This window comes from Hymenobacter sp. (assembly GCF_031398885.1).
In the GTDB taxonomy this organism is placed as follows: domain Bacteria; phylum Bacteroidota; class Bacteroidia; order Cytophagales; family Hymenobacteraceae; genus Hymenobacter.
The window spans coordinates 1-19,067 of record NZ_JANNOD010000036.1 but is presented as its reverse complement, the minus strand read 5'-3'; the positions used below and the strand labels follow the sequence as shown (position 1 = coordinate 19,067).

The 19,067-nt window shown below is 61.0% G+C and carries 18 protein-coding genes; 14 read left to right on the top strand and 4 right to left on the bottom strand.

What is annotated here, in order from left to right:
• Window positions 1–59: 59 nt before the first annotated feature.
• The 3 genes from RMO51_RS05985 to RMO51_RS05975 all read right to left on the bottom strand — a co-directional run bounded on the left by RMO51_RS05985 (window position 60) and on the right by RMO51_RS05975 (window position 3,749).
• On the bottom strand, window positions 60–2,027 hold the full coding sequence (locus RMO51_RS05985) for an OmpA family protein (RefSeq protein ID WP_310392923.1): 1,968 nt from the start codon (window positions 2,025–2,027) through the stop codon (window positions 60–62).
• Between the two features lie 17 nt (window positions 2,028–2,044).
• Entirely contained in the window at window positions 2,045–2,626 is a 582-nt protein-coding gene (locus RMO51_RS05980) for a 7-carboxy-7-deazaguanine synthase QueE (protein ID WP_310392984.1), read from the bottom strand.
• A gap of 202 nt (window positions 2,627–2,828) precedes the next feature.
• Window positions 2,829–3,749 carry a tetrahydrofolate dehydrogenase/cyclohydrolase catalytic domain-containing protein gene (locus RMO51_RS05975; protein ID WP_310392920.1) on the bottom strand — a complete coding sequence of 307 codons (921 nt, stop codon included), beginning with the start codon at window positions 3,747–3,749 and terminating at the stop codon, window positions 2,829–2,831.
• Between the two features lie 104 nt (window positions 3,750–3,853).
• Here RMO51_RS05975 and RMO51_RS05970 point away from each other — a divergent pair, with 104 nt between their 5' ends.
• Window positions 3,854–4,258, top strand: coding sequence for a DUF5684 domain-containing protein (locus RMO51_RS05970; protein WP_310392918.1), 405 nt, complete (start codon window positions 3,854–3,856; stop codon window positions 4,256–4,258).
• Window positions 4,259–4,318: 60 nt separating this feature from the next.
• Here the strand turns inward: RMO51_RS05970 and lepA are convergent, their stop codons facing one another.
• On the bottom strand, window positions 4,319–6,106 hold the full coding sequence (lepA, locus tag RMO51_RS05965) for a translation elongation factor 4 (protein WP_310392917.1): 1,788 nt from the start codon (window positions 6,104–6,106) through the stop codon (window positions 4,319–4,321).
• 134 nt (window positions 6,107–6,240) lie between these two features.
• Here lepA and RMO51_RS05960 point away from each other — a divergent pair, with 134 nt between their 5' ends.
• The 13 genes from RMO51_RS05960 (at window position 6,241) to RMO51_RS05900 (ending at window position 19,009) form a co-directional block, all read left to right on the top strand.
• Window positions 6,241–7,098, top strand: a complete 858-nt coding sequence (locus RMO51_RS05960) for a hypothetical protein (RefSeq protein ID WP_310392915.1) — start codon at window positions 6,241–6,243, stop codon at window positions 7,096–7,098.
• Window positions 7,099–7,349: 251 nt separating this feature from the next.
• Complete coding sequence (locus RMO51_RS05955; protein ID WP_310392913.1) at window positions 7,350–7,757, top strand: heme-binding protein; 408 nt, start codon at window positions 7,350–7,352, stop codon at window positions 7,755–7,757.
• A gap of 171 nt (window positions 7,758–7,928) precedes the next feature.
• Window positions 7,929–9,161, top strand: coding sequence for a formaldehyde dehydrogenase, glutathione-independent (gene fdhA, locus RMO51_RS05950; protein ID WP_310392911.1), 1,233 nt, complete (start codon window positions 7,929–7,931; stop codon window positions 9,159–9,161).
• 134 nt (window positions 9,162–9,295) lie between these two features.
• Window positions 9,296–9,898 (top strand): Uma2 family endonuclease, encoded by a 603-nt coding sequence (locus RMO51_RS05945; RefSeq protein ID WP_310392909.1) that lies wholly within the window; start codon window positions 9,296–9,298, stop codon window positions 9,896–9,898.
• Between the two features lie 95 nt (window positions 9,899–9,993).
• Window positions 9,994–13,437 (top strand): methylmalonyl-CoA mutase family protein, encoded by a 3,444-nt coding sequence (locus RMO51_RS05940; protein ID WP_310392907.1) that lies wholly within the window; start codon window positions 9,994–9,996, stop codon window positions 13,435–13,437.
• Window positions 13,438–13,481: 44 nt separating this feature from the next.
• The gene (locus RMO51_RS05935) at window positions 13,482–14,096 is read left to right on the top strand and encodes a hypothetical protein (protein WP_310392905.1); all 615 of its coding nucleotides are present in this window, start codon (window positions 13,482–13,484) and stop codon (window positions 14,094–14,096) included.
• A gap of 14 nt (window positions 14,097–14,110) precedes the next feature.
• Window positions 14,111–14,278, top strand: a complete 168-nt coding sequence (locus RMO51_RS05930) for a hypothetical protein (protein ID WP_310392904.1) — start codon at window positions 14,111–14,113, stop codon at window positions 14,276–14,278.
• Window positions 14,279–14,531: 253 nt separating this feature from the next.
• Window positions 14,532–15,077: a hypothetical protein gene (locus RMO51_RS05925; RefSeq protein WP_310392902.1), complete on the top strand. Its 546-nt coding sequence runs from the start codon at window positions 14,532–14,534 to the stop codon at window positions 15,075–15,077.
• Between the two features lie 211 nt (window positions 15,078–15,288).
• A complete protein-coding gene (locus tag RMO51_RS05920; RefSeq protein WP_310392900.1) occupies window positions 15,289–15,474 on the top strand; it encodes a hypothetical protein in 186 nt (61 codons plus the stop codon).
• A gap of 151 nt (window positions 15,475–15,625) precedes the next feature.
• The gene (locus RMO51_RS05915) at window positions 15,626–16,252 is read left to right on the top strand and encodes a chloramphenicol acetyltransferase (RefSeq protein ID WP_310392899.1); all 627 of its coding nucleotides are present in this window, start codon (window positions 15,626–15,628) and stop codon (window positions 16,250–16,252) included.
• A 131-nt stretch (window positions 16,253–16,383) separates the two neighbouring features.
• A complete protein-coding gene (locus RMO51_RS05910; protein ID WP_310392898.1) occupies window positions 16,384–17,253 on the top strand; it encodes an aldo/keto reductase in 870 nt (289 codons plus the stop codon).
• Window positions 17,254–17,332: 79 nt separating this feature from the next.
• A complete protein-coding gene (locus tag RMO51_RS05905) occupies window positions 17,333–18,406 on the top strand; it encodes an OmpA family protein (protein ID WP_310392896.1) in 1,074 nt (357 codons plus the stop codon).
• Window positions 18,407–18,445: 39 nt separating this feature from the next.
• Complete coding sequence (locus RMO51_RS05900; RefSeq protein ID WP_310392895.1) at window positions 18,446–19,009, top strand: pseudouridine synthase; 564 nt, start codon at window positions 18,446–18,448, stop codon at window positions 19,007–19,009.
• Window positions 19,010–19,067: the final 58 nt, after the last annotated feature.

The following is a 19,067-nucleotide window of genomic DNA, read 5'->3' as shown; positions in this document are numbered from 1 at the left end:
ACCGGGCAATGCTCACCTGGCCGCGGAGCCCCAAGGCTGCGAGTGCCAGCAAATTCCGACTAGAGAATGTGCAACTCGATGCGCCGATTGAGCCGGCGGTGCGGTTCGGTGTCGTTAGCAGCCAACGGGCGGCCCTCGCCGTAGCCTTTGGAGCGCAGCCGGTTGACGGAGATGCCGTGCCCCGACAAGTACTCAACGACCGATTGGGCCCGGCGCTGCGACAGTTGCAGGTTGGTTTCCGGGGTGCCCACGTTATCGGTGAAGCCCGACACCTCAATCTGCACGTCGCGGTACTGGCGCAAAAACTCAATCAGGCGGTTGAGTTCGGTGCGCGACTGCGGCTTAAGGTCGTACTTGTTGGTGTCAAAAAACAAGTTATTCAGCACCACGCTGCGCCCAGCGCGCACGGGCTCCAGGTAAATGTCCAGGGCCTGCGGGTTGAAGGTGTGCTGGTCCGAGTAATCGAAGCTGAGGCTTTTGAGCAGGTACTTGTCGGCCGCGGCGTACATGGCGTAATGGTGGCCTTCGTTGAGCACCACGGTGTAGTCGCCGTATTCCGGGTCGGAAATTACGAACTGGGTCAGCACGTCGGTGTCGAGGTCGTAGAGTTTGACTTCGGCTTTCAGGGGTTTTTTGGTGTTGGCGTCAAACACCCGGCCCTGGGTATAGGTGCTGGTTTCCCGGGCCTTCACGGGCGGGGGCACGGCGAAGCTGAACAATTCCACGGGCCGCTCGCGCACCAGCCGGGAACCGGCCGCCGGCTCCTCCGTGGCCCGGCTGCGCGAGCAGAAACCCTTTTGATTGTCCGAGGTGATAAAAAGCGAGGCTTCGTCTTCGAAGGTGTTGAGCGGGTAGCCCAGGTTGCGCGGTTCGCCCCAGGTCGCGGCCGGGGTTTTCTCGCACCGAAACACGTCGAGCCCGCCCATGCCCACCAGCCCATCGGTGACGTAGTACAGCGTGGTGCCGCTAGCGTGGATGAAGGGCGCCATGTCCTTGCCCACGGTATTTACGGGCGTGCCGAGGTTTTTGGCCCCGGTCCAAGTGCCGTCGGGCTGCAGGGTCGTCACGTAAATATCTTCTCGTCCCTGGCCGCCGCGCCGCGTCGAGGTAAAGTACAGCGTGCGCCCGTCGGCCGAGAGCGAAGGCTGCGAATCCCACTCGGTGGAGTTCACGTTGGCCCCCAGGTTCACGGGCGGGCTCCAGTTGTTGCCGGTGCGGCGCGAAATGTACAGGTCGCAGTTGCCAATGGCCTTGGGCCGGTCGCAGGAGGCGAACACCAGCGTTTTGCCATCGCCCGAAATCGAGCCGGCCCCTTCGTTGTAGCTGGAATTAATGGCCGGCGAGATGGGCACCGGCTCGCCCAACGAGCCGTCCTTGTTCTGCCGGCTTATGTACAGGTCCTCGCCGCTGCTGGCGGCCGGCCGGCCCGTGAACAGCAAGAACCGGTTGTCTGCCGTCAGGGCCGGGAAATACTGAAACTTGAAGCTGTTCATGGGCGCGGCCAGCGGCACCGGCGCCTCGCCCACGGGCTGCTTGATGGCCTCGAGCGCAAACTCGCAGGTTTTGAGCTGCCGCTCCGATTTGGCCATGTTGCGCTGCGTTTTGGGGGCCACCTTCAGCAAGCGCCGGTAGGCGTCGAGCGCGGTTTGGTACTCGCCGTAGCTGAGGGCGAGGTCGCCCAAGAGCTGATACTCCGAGGCGTGGGACGCATCGAGCGCCACCTTCGTCAGACCGTCGCGGTAGGCAGCAAAGGCGCCGCGGTTGTCGCCCACCGCCTTCAGCAGCGACCCTTTCAGCAAGTACGCGTCGCCAAACGACGGAAACTTCTCGTTCAGCTGATTCAAGGTTTCAATGGCCTTGATGAAGTCCCGTTCCTTGACCTGAAGCTGGGCTTTTTGCAGCAGGCTGCGGGCCTTGGTGTTGGTGGGCGTCGGGACCTTGACGGGAAGCTGGCTCCACGCTTCCCCCATGGAGGCCAGCCACAGCATCCACATCATTCCGAGGCGCAGGGCCCCCAATACGGTCATGCAACGCATAGGGAAAGCTAAGGAATGTCGAGGTATTTGTGGGTTTGCAGCGATACCTGCCACCGCGGGTGCCGCTTTACGTACTCCACCAATTCGGGCGTCATGCGGGCGGCGCGGCTCCACTCGGGCTGCAAATACAGGCGGGCCGAAGCCGGCACCAACGCCGCGTGTTCCTCGGCCCAAGCAAAATCGTGGCCATTAAACACGACCACCTTCAACTCGTGGGCCGCGGCGAGCACGTCGGGCCGTGGGGCCTTGAACTTCTTGGGCGACACGCACACCCAGTCCCAGGTGCCCGACAACGGGTGCGCGCCCGAGGTTTCGAGCCAGGCGCGGCACCCCGCCGCGTGCAGCGCGGACGTGAGCGGGCCCAGGTCGTGCATCAACGGCTCGCCGCCGGTGACGACCACGTCGCGGCCGGGGTAAGCAAGCACGGCTTCGACCAGTTGCGCCAGCGACTGCCGGGGGTGCGCGGCGGCATCCCACGATTCCTTGACGTCGCACCAATGGCAGCCCACGTCACACCCCCCCAACCGGATGAAGTACGCGGCGCGGCCGGTGTTGTACCCTTCGCCTTGAATGGTGTAGAACTGCTCCATCACGGGCAGCAGGGCGCCCGCTGCGGGCGCGGCCTCAGCCCGGGAGGATGCAATAATTTCGGGAGAAAGTAAGCTCACTGGTATCATAACATAAAAGCACCGGGAAGCGCCGCTACCCGAACGCCGGCAAGAAGAAGCACCGTTCCCAATGCCGGACATTAAAAGTACGGCTTGGCCCTACAATAACCAAATATTCCTAAAATCAAGCCGCCGAATGCGGATATATTTCCCCCTTGGCGGCCCGCAGCGTATTCAGTAATAACATCGCAATGGTCATGGGGCCCACTCCCCCGGGCACGGGGGTAATGGCCGAAGCCAACGGGGCCACCTCGGCAAAATTCACGTCCCCTTTCAGGGTGTAGCCGCTTTTTTTGGTCGCGTCGGCCACGCGGGTAGTGCCCACGTCAATCACCACCGCGCCGGGCCGTACCATGGCCGCCGTCACAAACTCGGGCCGCCCAATGGCCGCGACCACAATGTCGGCCGTCCGGCAGATTTCGGCCAGGTTCTGCGTCCGCGAATGACATAAAGTAACCGTGCAGTTGGCCGTGTCCAAATTCTTAGCCAGCAATATACTAACCGGCGTGCCCACAATGTTGGACCGGCCAATGACCACGGCGTGCTTGCCGCTGGTTTTAATGCCCTGGCGGCGCAGCAGCTCCACGATGCCGGAGGGCGTGGCGGGCAGCAAAGCCGGCAGCCCGGCCACCATGCGGCCAATGTTCATGGGATGAAAGCCGTCCACGTCTTTCTCGGGCCGAATGGCTTCGATGACCTTGTCAGGGTTGATGTGGGCCGGCAACGGGAGCTGCACGATGAAGCCGTCAATTTCCGGGTCGCGGTTCAACTCGTCTACTTTGGCCAGCAGCGCGGCCTCGCTGATGTCGTCTTCGTAGCGCAGCAGCGTGGAGGCAAAACCCACCCGCTCGCAGGCCAGCACCTTGTTACGCACGTAGGTTTCCGAGCCGCCGTCGTGGCCCACGAGGATGGCGGCCAGGTGCGGAACTTTGGCCCCCGCTGCTTTCAGAGTAGCCACCTCGGCCGCTATTTCGGCCTTGATATCTTCGGCGGTTTGCTTGCCGTCGATGAGGCGGTGGGTTGCGGGCGGTGCATCAATATTCATAGGCTGGGGCATTCTGTTGCTCAAATTGGTTTAAAAGTCAATATCTTGGCTGAAGCAAACGCAAAGCCTATTCTCACAATTTTACCTTTTCACCACTTTCATCAATGGAAACCCAACCCTCAGCGGCCGGTATCGGCTTCTTTTTTCTGATCGAGCTGGCCATCATCGCATTAGTCGTAGCCGGTTTATGGAAGCTTTTTGTCAAGGCTGGCAAGCCGGGCTGGGCCGCCATCATTCCGATTTACAACACCATTGTGATGCAGGACATCGTGGGCCGGGAAGGATGGAAAATCATCCTTCTTTTCATCCCGCTTGTCAACATTTACTTTATCATCACCTTGTATGTCAGCTTCGCAAAGTCGTACGGGAAAACGGGCATTGGCAATTATTTGGCAATCATCTTCCTGGGCATCATCTTCATTCCACTTTGGGGCTTTTCTGACGAAGTGAAGTATGTAGGACCGATAGAAGGTGCTTCTTCCGACGTAGCTCCCTCAGCCGCCTACTAAAACTGGAAATCTAAGCACGCAGCAAAAAGGCGGCCCCGGGTGGGGCCGCCTTTTTGCTGCTCAGTCAATTTTCAATACTGCCAGGAACGCTTCTTGCGGAATTTCCACCGAGCCCACGGAGCGCATCCGCTTCTTGCCTTCTTTCTGCTTCTCCAGTAGCTTGCGCTTCCGGCTGATGTCGCCGCCGTAGCACTTGGCAATGACGTTTTTGCGCAGGGCCTTCACGGTTTCGCGGGCGATGATTTTCTGGCCGATGCTGGCCTGAATGGCGATGTCGAACATCTGGCGGGGCAGCAGCTCCCGCAGCTTCTCGCAGAGGCGCTTGCCCCACTCGTAGCTCTTGGAGCGGTGCACAATGGCCGAGAGGGCGTCCACCTTCTCGCCGTTCAGCATCACGTCGAGCTTCACCATGTCGGCCTCGCGGAAGCCAATCAGCTCGTAGTCGAGCGAGGCGTAGCCGCGGCTGATGGTTTTGAGCTTGTCGAAGAAGTCGAACACGATTTCGGACAGCGGCAGCTCAAACGTCATTTCCACCCGCTCCGAGGTGAGGTAGGACTGGCCCTTGATGATGCCGCGCTTATCCATGCACAGCGTGATGATGGGCCCCACGTAGTCCGAAGCCGTGATAATCTGGGCCTTGATAAACGGCTCCTCAATCAGCTTGATAAGGTTGGGCTCCGGCATTTCCGACGGCGCGTTGATGGTCAGCAGCTGGTCTTTAGTGCCGATGGCGTGGAACTGCACGCTGGGCACCGTGGTGATGACGGTCATGTTGAACTCCCGCTCCAGGCGCTCCTGCACAATTTCCATGTGCAACATGCCCAGAAAGCCGCAGCGGAAGCCGAAGCCCAGCGCCACGCTCGTTTCGGGCTCCCAGACCAGCGAGGCGTCGTTGAGCTGGAGCTTTTCCATGCTGGAGCGCAGCTCTTCGTACTCGGTGGTTTCGACGGGGTAAATGCCGGCAAACACCATCGGCTTCACGTCGGCGAAGCCCTGGATGGCGTCCGGCGTGGGCCGGCTCACGTGGGTGATGGTGTCGCCCACTTTCACTTCGCGGGCTTCCTTGATGCCCGAGATGAGGTAGCCCACGTTGCCGGCGCTCATCTCCTGGCGGGGCTCCTGGTTCAGGCCCAGGATACCGATTTCGTCGGCCCCGTACTCCTTGCCCGTGGCCATGAACTTCACCTTGTCGCCCTTGCGCATGGTGCCGTTCTTGATGCGGAACAGCACTTCGATGCCGCGGTAGGAGTTGAACACCGAGTCGAAAATTAGGGCTTGCAGCGGGGCCTGCGGGTCGCCCTTGGGCGCCGGAATCCGGTCGCAGATGGCGTTCAGGATGGCTTCGATGCCGATGCCGGTTTTGCCCGAGGCGTGGAGGATGTCCTGCGGCTTGCAGCCAATCAGGTCCACGATTTCATCGGTCACCTCCTCCGGCATGGCGTGGGGCAGGTCGATTTTGTTGAGCACCGGAATGATTTCCAAATCGGCCCCGATGGCCAGGTAAAGGTTGGAAATCGTCTGGGCTTCGATGCCCTGCGAGGCGTCCACGATGAGCAGGGCGCCCTCGCAGGCCGCAATGCTGCGGCTCACCTCGTAGCTGAAATCGACGTGGCCGGGCGTGTCAATCAGGTTCAGCGTGTAGATTTCCCCCTTGTAGGGAAACTGCATCTGGATGGCGTGGCTCTTGATGGTGATGCCGCGCTCGCGCTCCAGGTCCATGTTGTCGAGCAGCTGGGCCTGCATGTCGCGCTTGGCCACGGTGCTGGTAAACTCCAACAGGCGGTCGGCCAGCGTGCTCTTGCCGTGGTCGATGTGGGCAATGATGCAAAAGTTGCGGATATTCTTCACAGGAGGCGGTTTTTCAGTTTACGAAGGTACGAACCGGAGGGCGCAAAAGCCAGGCGGTTCCTGGCGCGGGGAGTTCGGGCAATTCCGGTTGGCGGCTTAGTTTTGCTGATTGCCCGGTTGGTTCAATTTCACCCATGCAACCAGAAACTTCTGCGCTGCCCCCCGCCCCGCTGATAACCAGCAACCGCAAGTTTTTGATTGCGGCCCTCAACGGCACGACCCTGTACGTGCTGGCGTATTACCTGGTGTGGGGCGCGCACCAGGTGGCCAAAGTGGGGCTGTCGGACTTCTACAAGCTGCGGGGCACCTGGGACCCGAGCCGCATCGTGTACACCATGGCCGACGGGGAATGGTGGCCCACGGCCATCATCACCACCAACGGCATCGGGCCGGCGATGTGCCTGCTGCTGGGGGTGCTGGCCCTGCGCTGGTACTGGTTGCGGGAGCGCGCCCGGCGCGGGCAGCTCAAGCTGCTGCTGCTGTGGGTGGCGTTCCACGCGTGCAATGCGGTATTTGGGGCGTTGCTGGCCGACACGTTCACGCAGTCGGGCTTCTGGTACGTGTCCGACTGGCTGCTGCGCCTGGGCAACGCGGCCAACGTGCTGCTGGCGCTGCTGGCCGGCTTGGTGCAGCTGGTGCTGGGCTACTTCGGGGCGGTGGCGTTCCTGCAGGCGCACGATTCCAAGACGGTGATGCGCCACGCCAACCGCCGGCTGATGGTGGGGTGCACCCTGGTGGTGCCCTGGGTGGCGGGCGGCGCGTTCGTGGCGTTGGCCAAGCTGCCGTACCTCACCGTGCACGAGGCCCTGCACCTGGGCATGATGGGCTTGCTGGTGCTGCCCCTGTCCCTGGGCTGCCTCAACGAAGTATTTGCCGAGACGGTGCGCCGCCCGCAGCCCACTCGCGTGGCCTGGGGCCCGGTGGCGGTGGCGGTGGTGCTGGCCTTGACCTGGCGGCTGGCGCTAAGCCCTCCCGTGGCATTTGGGCTGTAGTTTTTCTCGTTAAGTAGCAGGCGGCGAAGCGGGACGGCTGAGCTGGCCCCTGCGGGAGGACCTGTTCGGCGGGTGGACCGGGGCACCCGAAACGTCCTTTGGGAAGAGCACGGCTGCTTTTGGCTGGCCTCGGTGCTATAGTCGCAAAGATGATTGGGTATAGTCGCAAAGAGAAGCCGGGGGTTGACCGCCGCCGCCGGAATGCCGTTGTTTGTGCGGTAATCTCTCCTTAATTAACCCCCCAAACAGCCATGGGTATTACCCTCGCACAAGCCCAAGCCGCGGTGCAAGCCGCTCACCAGAAAGCCCTTGCCATGGGCGTAAAAATGAACATTGCCGTGGTCGACGCCGGCGCCAACCTTGTGGCCTTCGCCCGCATGGACGGTGCCTGGCTCGGCTCGCTCGACATTTCCGTCAAGAAGGCCAAAACGGCCCGCTTCTTCGACATGCCCACCGGCGCCATTGGCGGCCTTTCGCAGCCCGGCGGCCCGCTCTTCAACATTGAGCATTCCAACGGCGGCCTCATCACCTTCCCCGGCGGCATTCCCATTAAGGACGGCAGCGGCCAGGTCGTCGGCGGCATTGGCGTGTCGGGCAGCACCGTGGAAGACGACCACGCAGTGGCCGAGGCCGGCCAGCAGGCCGTGGAGGGCAAGTAGCCCGCAGTTTTCGTCCTAATCAGCCCGCCAGGCCAGGCCGGCCGGGACGTCGCGCTGCGGCAGTCACTCAATCGTTCCCAGCCTTTGATTGCTGCCCCAGCGCGACGTCTTGGCCGGCTCGACAGGGCGTTATTTTTTTTCCAGCATCCCCCACTCCTAATCCCCAGCATCATGGCTAGCAACAGAGGCGTAGTGTACCTGAGTCCCGGTAAGGTTGAGGTCCAGAGCATTGATTTTCCCGAGTTGAAAAACCCGAAGGGCAAAAAAATTGTCCACGGCGTCATCTTGAAAGTGGTTTCCACCAACATCTGCGGGTCGGACCAGCACATGGTGCGCGGCCGGACCACGGCCCCGGCCGGCCTGGTGCTGGGCCACGAAATCACGGGCGAGGTGATTGAGGCCGGCGAGGACGTCGAGTTTTTGAAGAAGGGCGACCTCGTATCGGTGCCGTTCAACGTGGCCTGCGGGCGCTGCCGCACTTGCAAGGAGATGAAAACCGGCATCTGCCTGACCGTGAACGAAGGCCGTGCCGGGGGCGCCTACGGCTACGTGGACATGGGCGGCTGGGTGGGCGGCCAGGCCGAGTACGTGCTGGTGCCCTACGCCGACTTCAACCTGCTGAAGTTTCCGAATAAGGACCAGGCCATGGAGAAAATCCACGACCTGACCATGCTGAGCGACATTTTCCCCACCGGCTTCCACGGCGCGGTGAAGGCCGGGGTGGGGCCGGGCACCACCGTGTACATCGCCGGGGCCGGCCCGGTGGGGCTGGCCGCTGCCGCCTCGGCGCAGCTGCTGGGCGCCGCCGTGGTGATTGTGGGCGACATGAACAAGGCCCGGCTGGCGCACGCCCGCTCCTTCGGCTGCGAAACCGTGGACCTGAACGAGGACGCCAACCTGGCCGACCAGATTGCCCAGATTTTGGGGGTGCCCGAAGTCGATTGCGCCGTTGATTGCGTGGGCTTTGAGGCCAGCGGCCACGGCACCCAGGCCAAAACGGAGGTGCCCGCCGCCGTGCTCAACTCGTTGATGGAAATTGCCCGCGCGGGCGGCTCCATCGGCATCCCCGGCCTGTACGTCACGGCCGACCCCGGCTCGCAGGACCAAGCGGCGCAGAAGGGCAGCCTGTCCATCCGCTTCGGCCTGGGCTGGGCCAAGAGCCACTCCTTCCACACCGGCCAGACGCCCGTGATGAGCTACAATCGCCAGCTCATGCAAGCCATTCTGTACGATAAAGTGCAGATTGCCAAAGCCGTGAACGTTGAGGTCATCACCCTCGACCAGGCGCCCGAGGGCTACGCCGAGTTCGACAGCGGCGTGGCGAAGAAATTCGTCATCAACCCGCACGGCCTGATTCCCGGTGTGAAAAAGCCCAAAGCCGCCAAAGAAACCGCTGCCGCTTGAGCATCTGCTGAACCTGAACCAACAGCCGGACCGCCAATGGGCGGCCCGGCTGTTGGCGTTTGGGCCTGTTTTATCGCAGAGGCCGTCAACACGCTTTGGCCGTAACTTGCTACCTCACTCATCCCCTTGCTGTCATGAACGCACTCTTCGCCGATGAGCCGTTGGTTTTGGACGACCCTTACATAAGCCGCATGAGCCCGGCGGAGTTCTTCGACTTCTGCCAGCAGCACCGTAAGTGGCGCATTGAGCGCAACGCGCAGCACGAAATTCTGATTATGGCCCCGACTTTCTCGCTCACCGGCAAGCGCAATGCCCGGCTCATCACCCAGCTCGGCATGTGGTGGAACCAGCACCCCGAAGCGGGCGAAATCTTCGATTCCAACGCGGGTTTCACGCTGCCCAACGGCGCCGTGCGCTCGCCCGATGCTTCGTGGGTGCCCGCCGCGCAGTGGAACGCGCTGAGCCCGGAGCAGCAGGAGAAATTCGCGGCCGTCTGCCCGCCGTTTGTGGTAGAGCTGCGTTCAAAAACCGATTCGCTGAAAATATTGCTGGCCAAAATGGAAGAGTACCGCGAGAATGGCACCGCGCTGGGCTGGCTGCTCTCCTGCGACGACGAGACGGCCTATATCTTCCGCGCCGAGCAGGCGGGCTACGAAACCGTGCAAGGGTTTGAGCGGGAGCTTTCGGGCGAGGACGTGCTGGTGGGGTTTGTGCTGGATTTGCGGAAGCTGCGCTAAGCTCAAGGCCCTTGCTGTTCGCTTTGTCCAAAACGCCCCGGCCGCCCCGCCGGGGCGTTTTCCGTACCTTCGTCGTCCCCAAAAACCCTCCCACTATGCACCCCGCTCCCACCGCGCCCTACAAGCTCCAGAACCACGTCCGCATCGTCACGGCCGCCGCCTTGTTCGACGGGCACGACGCGGCCATCAACATCATGCGCCGCATTATTCAGAGCAGCGGTGCGGAGGTGATTCACCTGGGGCACAACCGCTCGGTGCAGGAAATCGTGGACTGCGCCATCCAGGAAGATGCCCAGGCCATTGCCCTCACCAGCTACCAGGGCGGACACAACGAGTATTTCAAGTACATGTTTGACCTGCTGAAGGAGCGCGGCGCGGGCCACATCAAAATCTTCGGCGGCGGCGGCGGCGTGATTCTGCCCACGGAAATAGCCGAGCTGCAAGGCTACGGCATCACCCGCATCTACTCGCCCGATGATGGCCGGGCCATGGGCTTGCAAGGCATGATTAACAACCTATTGGAGCAGGCCGACTTCCCCACCGGCCAGCACTTGAACGGCGAGGCCGGCCACGTGAAGGAGAAGGACGCCCGCAGCATTGGGCGCCTGATTTCGGCAGCCGAGAACTTCCCCGAGGAGTTTGAGCTGGTCAAGTCGCAGTTGTCAGTTGATAGTTGTCAGTTGGTAGTGGCGGGCGAAAAAGTCAACCCGAACGACCTGACAACTGACAACGAACAACGGACAACTAAAGAAGCCCCCATCTTGGGCATCACCGGCACGGGCGGCGCGGGCAAGTCGTCGCTGGTAGATGAGCTGGTGCGGCGTTTCCTGATGGATTTCCCGGACAAGACCATTGCCATTATATCCGTCGACCCCAGCAAGCGCAAGACGGGCGGGGCCCTGCTCGGCGACCGGATTCGGATGAATTCCATCAACTCGCCGCGGGTGTACATGCGCAGCCTGGCCACGCGCCAGAGCAACCTGGCGTTGAGCAAGTATGTGCAGGATGCGGTGGACGTGGTGAAGGCCGCCAACTACGACCTGATTATCCTCGAAACCTCCGGCATCGGCCAGTCCGACACCGAAATCATCGAGCACTCCGACGCCAGCCTGTATGTGATGACGCCCGAGTACGGCGCGGCCACGCAGCTGGAGAAAATCGATATGCTCGATTTTGCCGACGTCATTGCCCTCAACAAATTTGACAAGCGCGGCGCCCTCGACGCCCTGCGCGACGTGCGCAAGCAGTACCAGCGCAACCACGGTCTGTGGGACTCGCCCATGGACGAAATGCCCGTGTTCGGCACCATTGCCTCGCAGTTCAACGACCCCGGCATGAACCGCCTCTACCGGGCCGTGTTGAAGATGCTGGAAACCAAAACCGGCGCCACCTTCGCCTCGCAGCTGGAAACCACAGTGGAGGATTCGGAGAAGATTTACATCATCCCGCCGCACCGCACCCGCTACCTCTCCGAAATTGCCGAAAGCAACCGCGCCTACGACCAGCGCGTGCGCGAGCAAGCCCACATTGCGGAAGTTGCAGGGGCCTTTGCCAAGCTCGAAGAGCACTACCGCGCCGAGAAAAAAGACGGCACCGTGGAGGAATTCGGCAAGAACAAGCAAACCCAGCTCCGCCGCCTTGATGCCGATAGCCAAGCCATTCTGGAGAACTGGGAAGGCACGCTGCAAAACTACCGTAATCCGGAGTACGTGTACTCGGTGCGAGGCAAGGAAATCCGGGTGCAGACGCACACCAAGTCGTTGTCGGGCAATATGATTCCGAAAGTATCAGTGCCGCGCTATACGGGCTGGGGCGACCGCCTGCGCTGGGCCATGCAGGAGAACTTTCCCGGCGAATTCCCCTACACGGCCGGCGTGTTTCCTTTCAAGCGCGAGGGTGAGGACCCAACACGCATGTTTGCCGGCGAGGGCGGACCGGAGCGGACAAACAGGCGCTTCCACTACGTGAGCCTGGGCCTGCCCGCCAAGCGCCTGAGCACGGCCTTCGACTCGGTGACGCTGTATGGCGAAGACCCAGACGTGCGGCCCGATATCTACGGTAAAATCGGCAACGCCGGCGTGAGCATCGCCTGCCTCGACGATGCCAAGAAGCTGTATTCGGGCTTCAACCTGGCCAACCCCAGCACGTCGGTGTCGATGACGATAAACGGCCCGGCGGCTACGCTGGCGGCCTTTTTCATGAACGCGGCCATCGACCAGCAGTGCGAGTTCTACATCAAGGAAAACGGGCTGGAAGCGGAGGTTGATACCAAAATTGACCAGATTTACGCCGCTACCGGTCTGGCCCGCCCCCGCTACCAGGGCGAATTGCCGGCCGGCAACGACGGCCTCGGCCTCATGCTGCTCGGCGTGACCGGCGACCAGGTGCTGCCCGCCGACGTGTACGCCACCATCAAGGCCAAGACGCTGACGCAGGTGCGCGGCACCGTGCAGGCCGACATTCTGAAGGAAGACCAGGCCCAGAACACCTGCATTTTCAGCACCGAATTTGCCCTGCGCCTGATGGGCGACGTGCAGGAATATTTCATCACCGAAAAGGTGAGGAATTTCTACTCCGTATCCATCTCCGGCTACCACATTGCCGAGGCCGGGGCCAACCCGATTACCCAGCTGGCCCTTACGCTGAGCAACGGCTTCACGTTTGTGGAATACTACGTGAGCCGGGGCATGAGCGTCAACGACTTCGCGCCGAACCTGAGCTTCTTCTTCTCCAACGGCATCGACCCGGAGTACGCCGTGATTGGGCGGGTGGCGCGCCGCATCTGGGCCAAAGCCATGAAGCTGAAGTACGGCGCCGACGCCCGCAGCCAGATGCTGAAGTACCACATCCAGACCTCGGGCCGCAGCCTGCACGCCCAGGAAATCGACTTCAACGACATCCGCACCACGCTGCAGGCGCTGTACGCCATTTACGACAACTGCAACAGCTTGCACACCAACGCCTACGACGAGGCCATCACCACGCCCACCGAGGAATCGGTGCGCCGCGCCATGGCCATTCAGCTCATCATCAACCGGGAGTTGGGGCTGGCCAAAAACGAAAACCCGCTGCAAGGCTCCTTCATCATCGAGGAGCTGACCGACCTGGTGGAAGAGGCCGTGCTGCTCGAATTCGACCGCATCACGGAGCGCGGCGGCGTGCTCGGGGCCATGGAAACCATGTACCAGCGCGGCAAAATCCAGGAGGAAAGCATGCACTACGAGATGCTGAAGCACACCGGCGAGTACCCCATCATCGGGGTGAATACCTTCCTTTCGTCGAAGGGCTCACCCACGGTGGTGCCGGCCGAAGTCATCCGCGCCACGGAGGAGGAAAAGCAGTACCAAATCGACATGCTCCAGCTGCTGCACCAGCGCAACGCCGACCAGGCCCCGGCGCGCCTCCAGCAGCTCCAGCAAATAGCGGTGGCCAACGGCAACCTCTTCGCCGAGCTGATGGAAACAGTGAAATACTGCTCGCTCGGCCAGATTACCAACGCGCTGTTTGAGGTCGGCGGCCAGTACCGACGCAATATGTAGCCCGCAGATTAAACGGATTTTGACGGACGCTTTTCAACTGAATTATGGCTTACAGTGATTTTTCCGTTTTTGACTTACGGCAGCAATTCAATGTGCAGTTTCGCACGGAAACACTTTTTCCACAGCTTACTCCCATAGAGCCGACCAATTGGTTACGGGAAGCTTTGCGTAAGGGCCAGGAATTGGGTTTCAACAGCGAAAAGTCTCGCTCGGAACGGCTGGTAACTCCCGTGTTGATGGAGGTAAGCGACTTGAATCATCACTCATTTTCTATTTATTCGGGGATGAATCTGGATGTGGACATCGGGGCGGGGCTGCGGGGCGAATGTGATTTCATCTTTTCTTTCAGCCGCATTCAGGACTTTATTGCGTCGCCGGTCTTCTGCATTGCCGAAGCTAAAAAGCAGGACCTGGAAATGGGCACAATCCAATGCGCGGCGCAGCTCATCGCGGCCCGTCGCCTGAATGAGCAAGAGAAAAACCCCATCCGCACCATCTACGGCTGCTCTACGACGGGCATCGAGTGGCGCTTTTTGAAGTACGAAGGCGACGAGTTCATTTTGGACGAGCAACGCTATTTTCTCACCGAACTCCCGGCGCTATTGGGGGCGATACAAGCAGTGATAGATGCGTCGCAACTGGCCGCTCAAAAGCCCTAGAGGCCTTGTCACTTATGAAAACGACTAAAGCCCCAAAGTCATTCGATGCGGTGAACATGATGCGCGACATCCGCACCAAGATTTCTCAGGAAACCGAAAACATGAGTTTTCAAGAATTGCAGCAGTATATTAAGCAGCAGCTGGAATCTTCTAATTTACATCCTACGCCCGTCGCTCAATAAAACCCGCTGCACCAGCGCCACGCCGACCAGGCCCCAGCGCGCCTCCAGCAGCTCCAGCAAATCGCCGTGGCCAACGGCAACCTCTTCGCCGAGCTGATGGAAACAGTGAAATACTGCTCGCTCGGCCAGATTACCAACGCGCTGTTTGAGGTCGGCGGCCAGTACCGACGCAATATGTAAACCGAGTTTAGTAAATCAAAAAGGCGTGCTACCTTGCTTGGGTGGCACGCCTTTTCATTTCTTAATGCCTCGAATGAATCAGATTGAAATTATAAGAAATAAGAAACTCCCGCCAGATTCACTCGATAATAAGGGTGATAAGTTTCTCGCGCTATTTGCACCTGCAATAGGCTGCTTAGGATTTGGATTAGCCTTATTTTTCAATTGGGGGCCGCTCAATGAACCAGAGTATGTAAAGGCGTATTGTTTCACCTTCTTCTTAGCGCTTGCGGCTTATACAATCTATGCTTTTAATACTGAAAGAAACATAGATAAAGTAGTCACAGGTTTGAGCCTAGCCGAAAACTTACTTCTGGTAAATCAGTCGCTTAAAGAATTAAAATGGGCCGATGTGAACATTGATGACAAATTCACAAAAACAGTTCAAATTGATTCATGGGGCATGAACAAAGGATATAAGTTGGTGATAATTATTGATGATGACGCTGTGTATTTCAATGTCAGAAACCGTGGTTCTTACAAAGGCAGACTTCCTTACGCATTTGGAGGAAATACTTTTTATGCTTTGAAGTTTCGCAATAAAATAATCACGACAAACCTTAAATTGAAGCAAGCTTAGCCTCCTTACTCGCCATACCAAGCGTAGTTTCGAAACACACTAAGCTTCAGCAGCGGCTTTGAGAGGCGCCAAGGGCATTGGGGCGGGCGCAGGGGCCATTTGAGCGCGTCACTAAGACAAACGAAGCTTCGGCAGCGGCGGTGGGGAGCGCGGGGTGCCCAACTTTCGCCTCCGCCCTGGATTAGGACCTTGAAACTCCTCCCGCTGCTTCATGGTCCGGCGCAACTCCCCCAACGACATCCGGCAGCTCGCCGACCTGAACCAGTTGAGCGAAATCGTGGTCGATAAGCGGCTGGGCAAACGCGCCGAGGCCAAGAAGAGCCGCCGCAACCGGCACTACGAAAAGCAGTTCATTAAAAATGCGCTCACGGCCCGCCTCGACGGCGACGAAGAATGAGCACCTGTGGCGCGTTTTACCAGAAATGAGTTGCCGGGTTTTGCTTTAAAAACTGCTTCAGGGAAGTACCTCCAAACTGGCGCGAGTATGAGCAAAGCCACCACTCGCCCCAGTGCCCAGTGAAGCAGGAATCCCCGAACTTTGCCGGCCTATGAAGCACCTGATTGACCTGGCTAGCTGGAACCGGCGCGAGCATTTTGCCTTCTTCTCGGCGTTTGAAGAGCCTTTCTTTGGTCTGGTGGCCACCGTGGACTGCACCCGTGCGCTGGCCGAAGCCAAGCGGCTGGGAGTGCCGTTTTTCTTGTACTACCTGCACACAGCCTTGCAGGCGGTGAACCAGGTAGAGGCCTTCCGCTACCGCATCGAGGACGGGCAGGTGTATTGCTATGACCGAATCCATGCTTCGGCCACCATAGCCCGGGCCGACCACACGTTTGGGTTTTCTTTTATCGAGCAACACGACGAGTTGGATGCCTTTATGCCCGCAGCCACGACCGAAATCGCGGCCGTGCAGGCCAGCCAGGGCCTGCGGCTGAACGCCACCACCGGCCGGCCCGACGTCATCCACTTCTCGGCCCTGCCGTGGGTGCGCTTCACCGGCCTCACCCACGCCCGCAGCTTCCGCCACCCCGACAGCTGCCCCAAGATTTCAGTGGGCCAGACCTACGCGGAAGGCGCAGCCACGCTTATGCCGGTGTCCATCAACGTGCACCACGGGCTGGCCGATGGCTACCACGTGGGGAAGTTTCTGGCGGCGTTTCAGGAGTTGTTGGGGTAGTAAATGAATAGCGGCATAGCCTAAATCGTGCAGTAGTTCACGCGAGATGCTTCGCTGCGCTCTGCATGACCGGACGGTTAAGTGCATACACGGGCTTAAAGTAAACCGGCCTCAAGTGCGACTATAGGCGCATGACCATCACCATCGCCCCACACTCCGACCAGCCCCTCACCGTCAGCCGCCTCGGCTACGGCACCATGCGCCTCACCGGCCCCGACATCTGGGGCGAGCCTGCTGACCGGCCCCAGGCCCTGGAAATCCTGAAAACCGCCGTGGCTGGCGGCGTGAATTTCATCGACACCGCCGACTACTACGGCGAGGACGTGACGAACCGCCTGATTGCGGAAGCCTTGCATCCGTACCCGGCCGACCTGGTTATCTGCACCAAGGTGGGCGCTACCCGCCGACCCGATAAAAGCTGGGTGCCCTTCAACACGCCCGCTAACTTGCGCACCAGCATCGAGAACAACCTGCGCACCCTGAAGCAGGAGCAGATTCAACTGGTGCACCTGCGGCTGATGGGCCACGGCCCGGTGCCGCTGGCCGAGCAGCTCGGGGCCATGTTTGAAATGCAGCGCGAAGGCAAAATCCGGCACGTGGGCCTGAGCAACGTGAGCCGCGAAGAGCTGGAAACCGGCCTCGAGCTGGGGCCCATCGCGACCGTGGAGAACATGTACGGCTACGCCCAGCGCAATACCCTGAGCGGCCCGTACGGCGAGACGCGGGGCGGCGAAGAAGTCCTGGACCTGTGCGAGCAGCACGGCATCCCGCTCATTCCCTTTTTCTCGCTGGTGCACGGCTTGCCCAATGCGAGCAACAAACTGGTTGAAGTAGCGCAGAAGCACGGCGCCACCGAAGCCCAGATTAACATCGCCTGGCTGCTGCATAAGTCCCCCTGGATACTGCCCATCCCGGGCACGTCGTCGCTGGTGCACTTGCGAGAAAATCTGAAGGCGGCGGCTATTCAACTGAGCGCGGAGGACCTGGCGGACCTGGGCTAGCAGCGGCGGGGCAGGCCGCAAAGCTGGCGCCGGGACCGCTGCGCCGAACAAACCACGAACCGGCTGTATTTTCGGCGCCATGAAACGCAGCTTTTGGTACGGCCTCGGAACCCTGTTGCTGGGCGGTTTTTGCCCGGCCGGGCCCGCGCACGCCCAATTCCTGACGGGAGTGTGGCAGGGCGTGGAAGCCGACCCCGGGGCGACCCTCTTCTGGCCGGCAGTATTGCGCGTGCAGGCCGGCAAGGGCACCGCTGTGTTTGGCGTGCTCTACCAGGAAGTGGGGGGGCGACCCGCCAATTCGGCTACTTTTCAGATGCAGGGCCGCCGCACCAGCACCGGCCTGCAGCTCAACCACCTGCGGCTGCTAGAAGAAACCCAGCCCACCGACACCGGCTTCTGGTGCCAGGGCGCCATCACCTTGCGCTACGACGCGGCCCAGGAAAAGCTGACCGGCCGGGCCACCTACCGGCCGGATGGCGACTGCGACGCCGGCCTGTTCACGTTCTACCGCGTCAAGCTGAAGTCGACGGCGACCGTGGCAGCCGGAGTTTTGAGCACCCTGCGCGTGACGGGGCGCGACGTGCGCTGGTACGCCGATGCCGCCCTAAAACAACCCGTAGCCACGGGCAATACCTACCGCGCCAAGCTGAGCAAAACCACGACGTTCTACCTCGCCCAAGGCTACTACTCCACCAGCCAAAGCCCGGTGGTGCCCATCACCATCCGCGTGACCGGGGCCGCCGCCCCCAAAGCGGTAGCGCCCACCCGCGCGCGGCCCGTGCGCCCCGATACATTACGCCCTTCCCCCGCGCCCATTTTGGCGCCCAGGCCCGTGGTGCTGCCCACGGTACTGTTTCGGGTGGGCACCGCCGAACTGCTGCCCGAGGCCCGCCCGGCCCTCGACCAGCTGGCCGCTGAGCTGCGGGCCCAACCCACGGTGCAGCTGCGCGTGGCCGGCCACACCGACCGCGTGGGCGAGCCCGAAAAAAACCAGGCCCTGTCCGAGCAGCGGGCCGAGGCGGTGCGGGCTTATCTTGTGGCGGCAGGCGTGGCCGCCGGCCGCATCAGCACCGTGGGCTACGGCGACGCCCGCCCGCGCTACCCCTCGCCCGACGCTCGCAACCGGCGCGTGGAAGTAGAAGCAGCGGAGTAGCGTCAGGGCCGCGGCCGACCCCAATTTCACAGTTAGTGCATGCCCCACCAACACTTCCTCCTCCACAAGCCCTATGGCTACCTCAGCCAATTCGTGGGCGAGGCCAAGAAGAAAAAGCTGGGCGAGTTCCACGATTTCCCCCCCGGCATCATGGCCATTGGCCGCCTCGACGAGGACAGCGAAGGCCTGCTCCTGCTCACCACCGACGGGCGCATGAGCGAGCTGGTGCGCGGCAAGAAAATCGAAAAAGAGTACTACGCCCAAGTTGATGGGTTAATTGACGACCAGGCCATCGAGCACCTGCAAACCGGCGTCGAGATTGGTATTCACGACGTGAAGTACCTCACCAGCCCCTGCGCCGCCCGCCGCCTCGACCCCGCGCCCGCCTTCGCACCGCGCACCCGCAAAATTCGCGACGACCGGCACGGCCCCACCAGTTGGGTGTCCATCACGCTCACCGAAGGCAAGTACCGCCAGGTGCGCAAGATGACGGCGGCCGTGGGCTTCCCCACGCTGCGGCTGCTGCGGGTGCGGGTGGGCAGCCTCTGGCTGGCGGATTTAGCGCCGGGCGCCGTAGTGGAAGTGGCAGATTTTGGGGTTTAGGCGATGGGGTGATGAGGTAATGGGGTGATGAGGGAACGGTCATGCTGAGCGCAGCCGA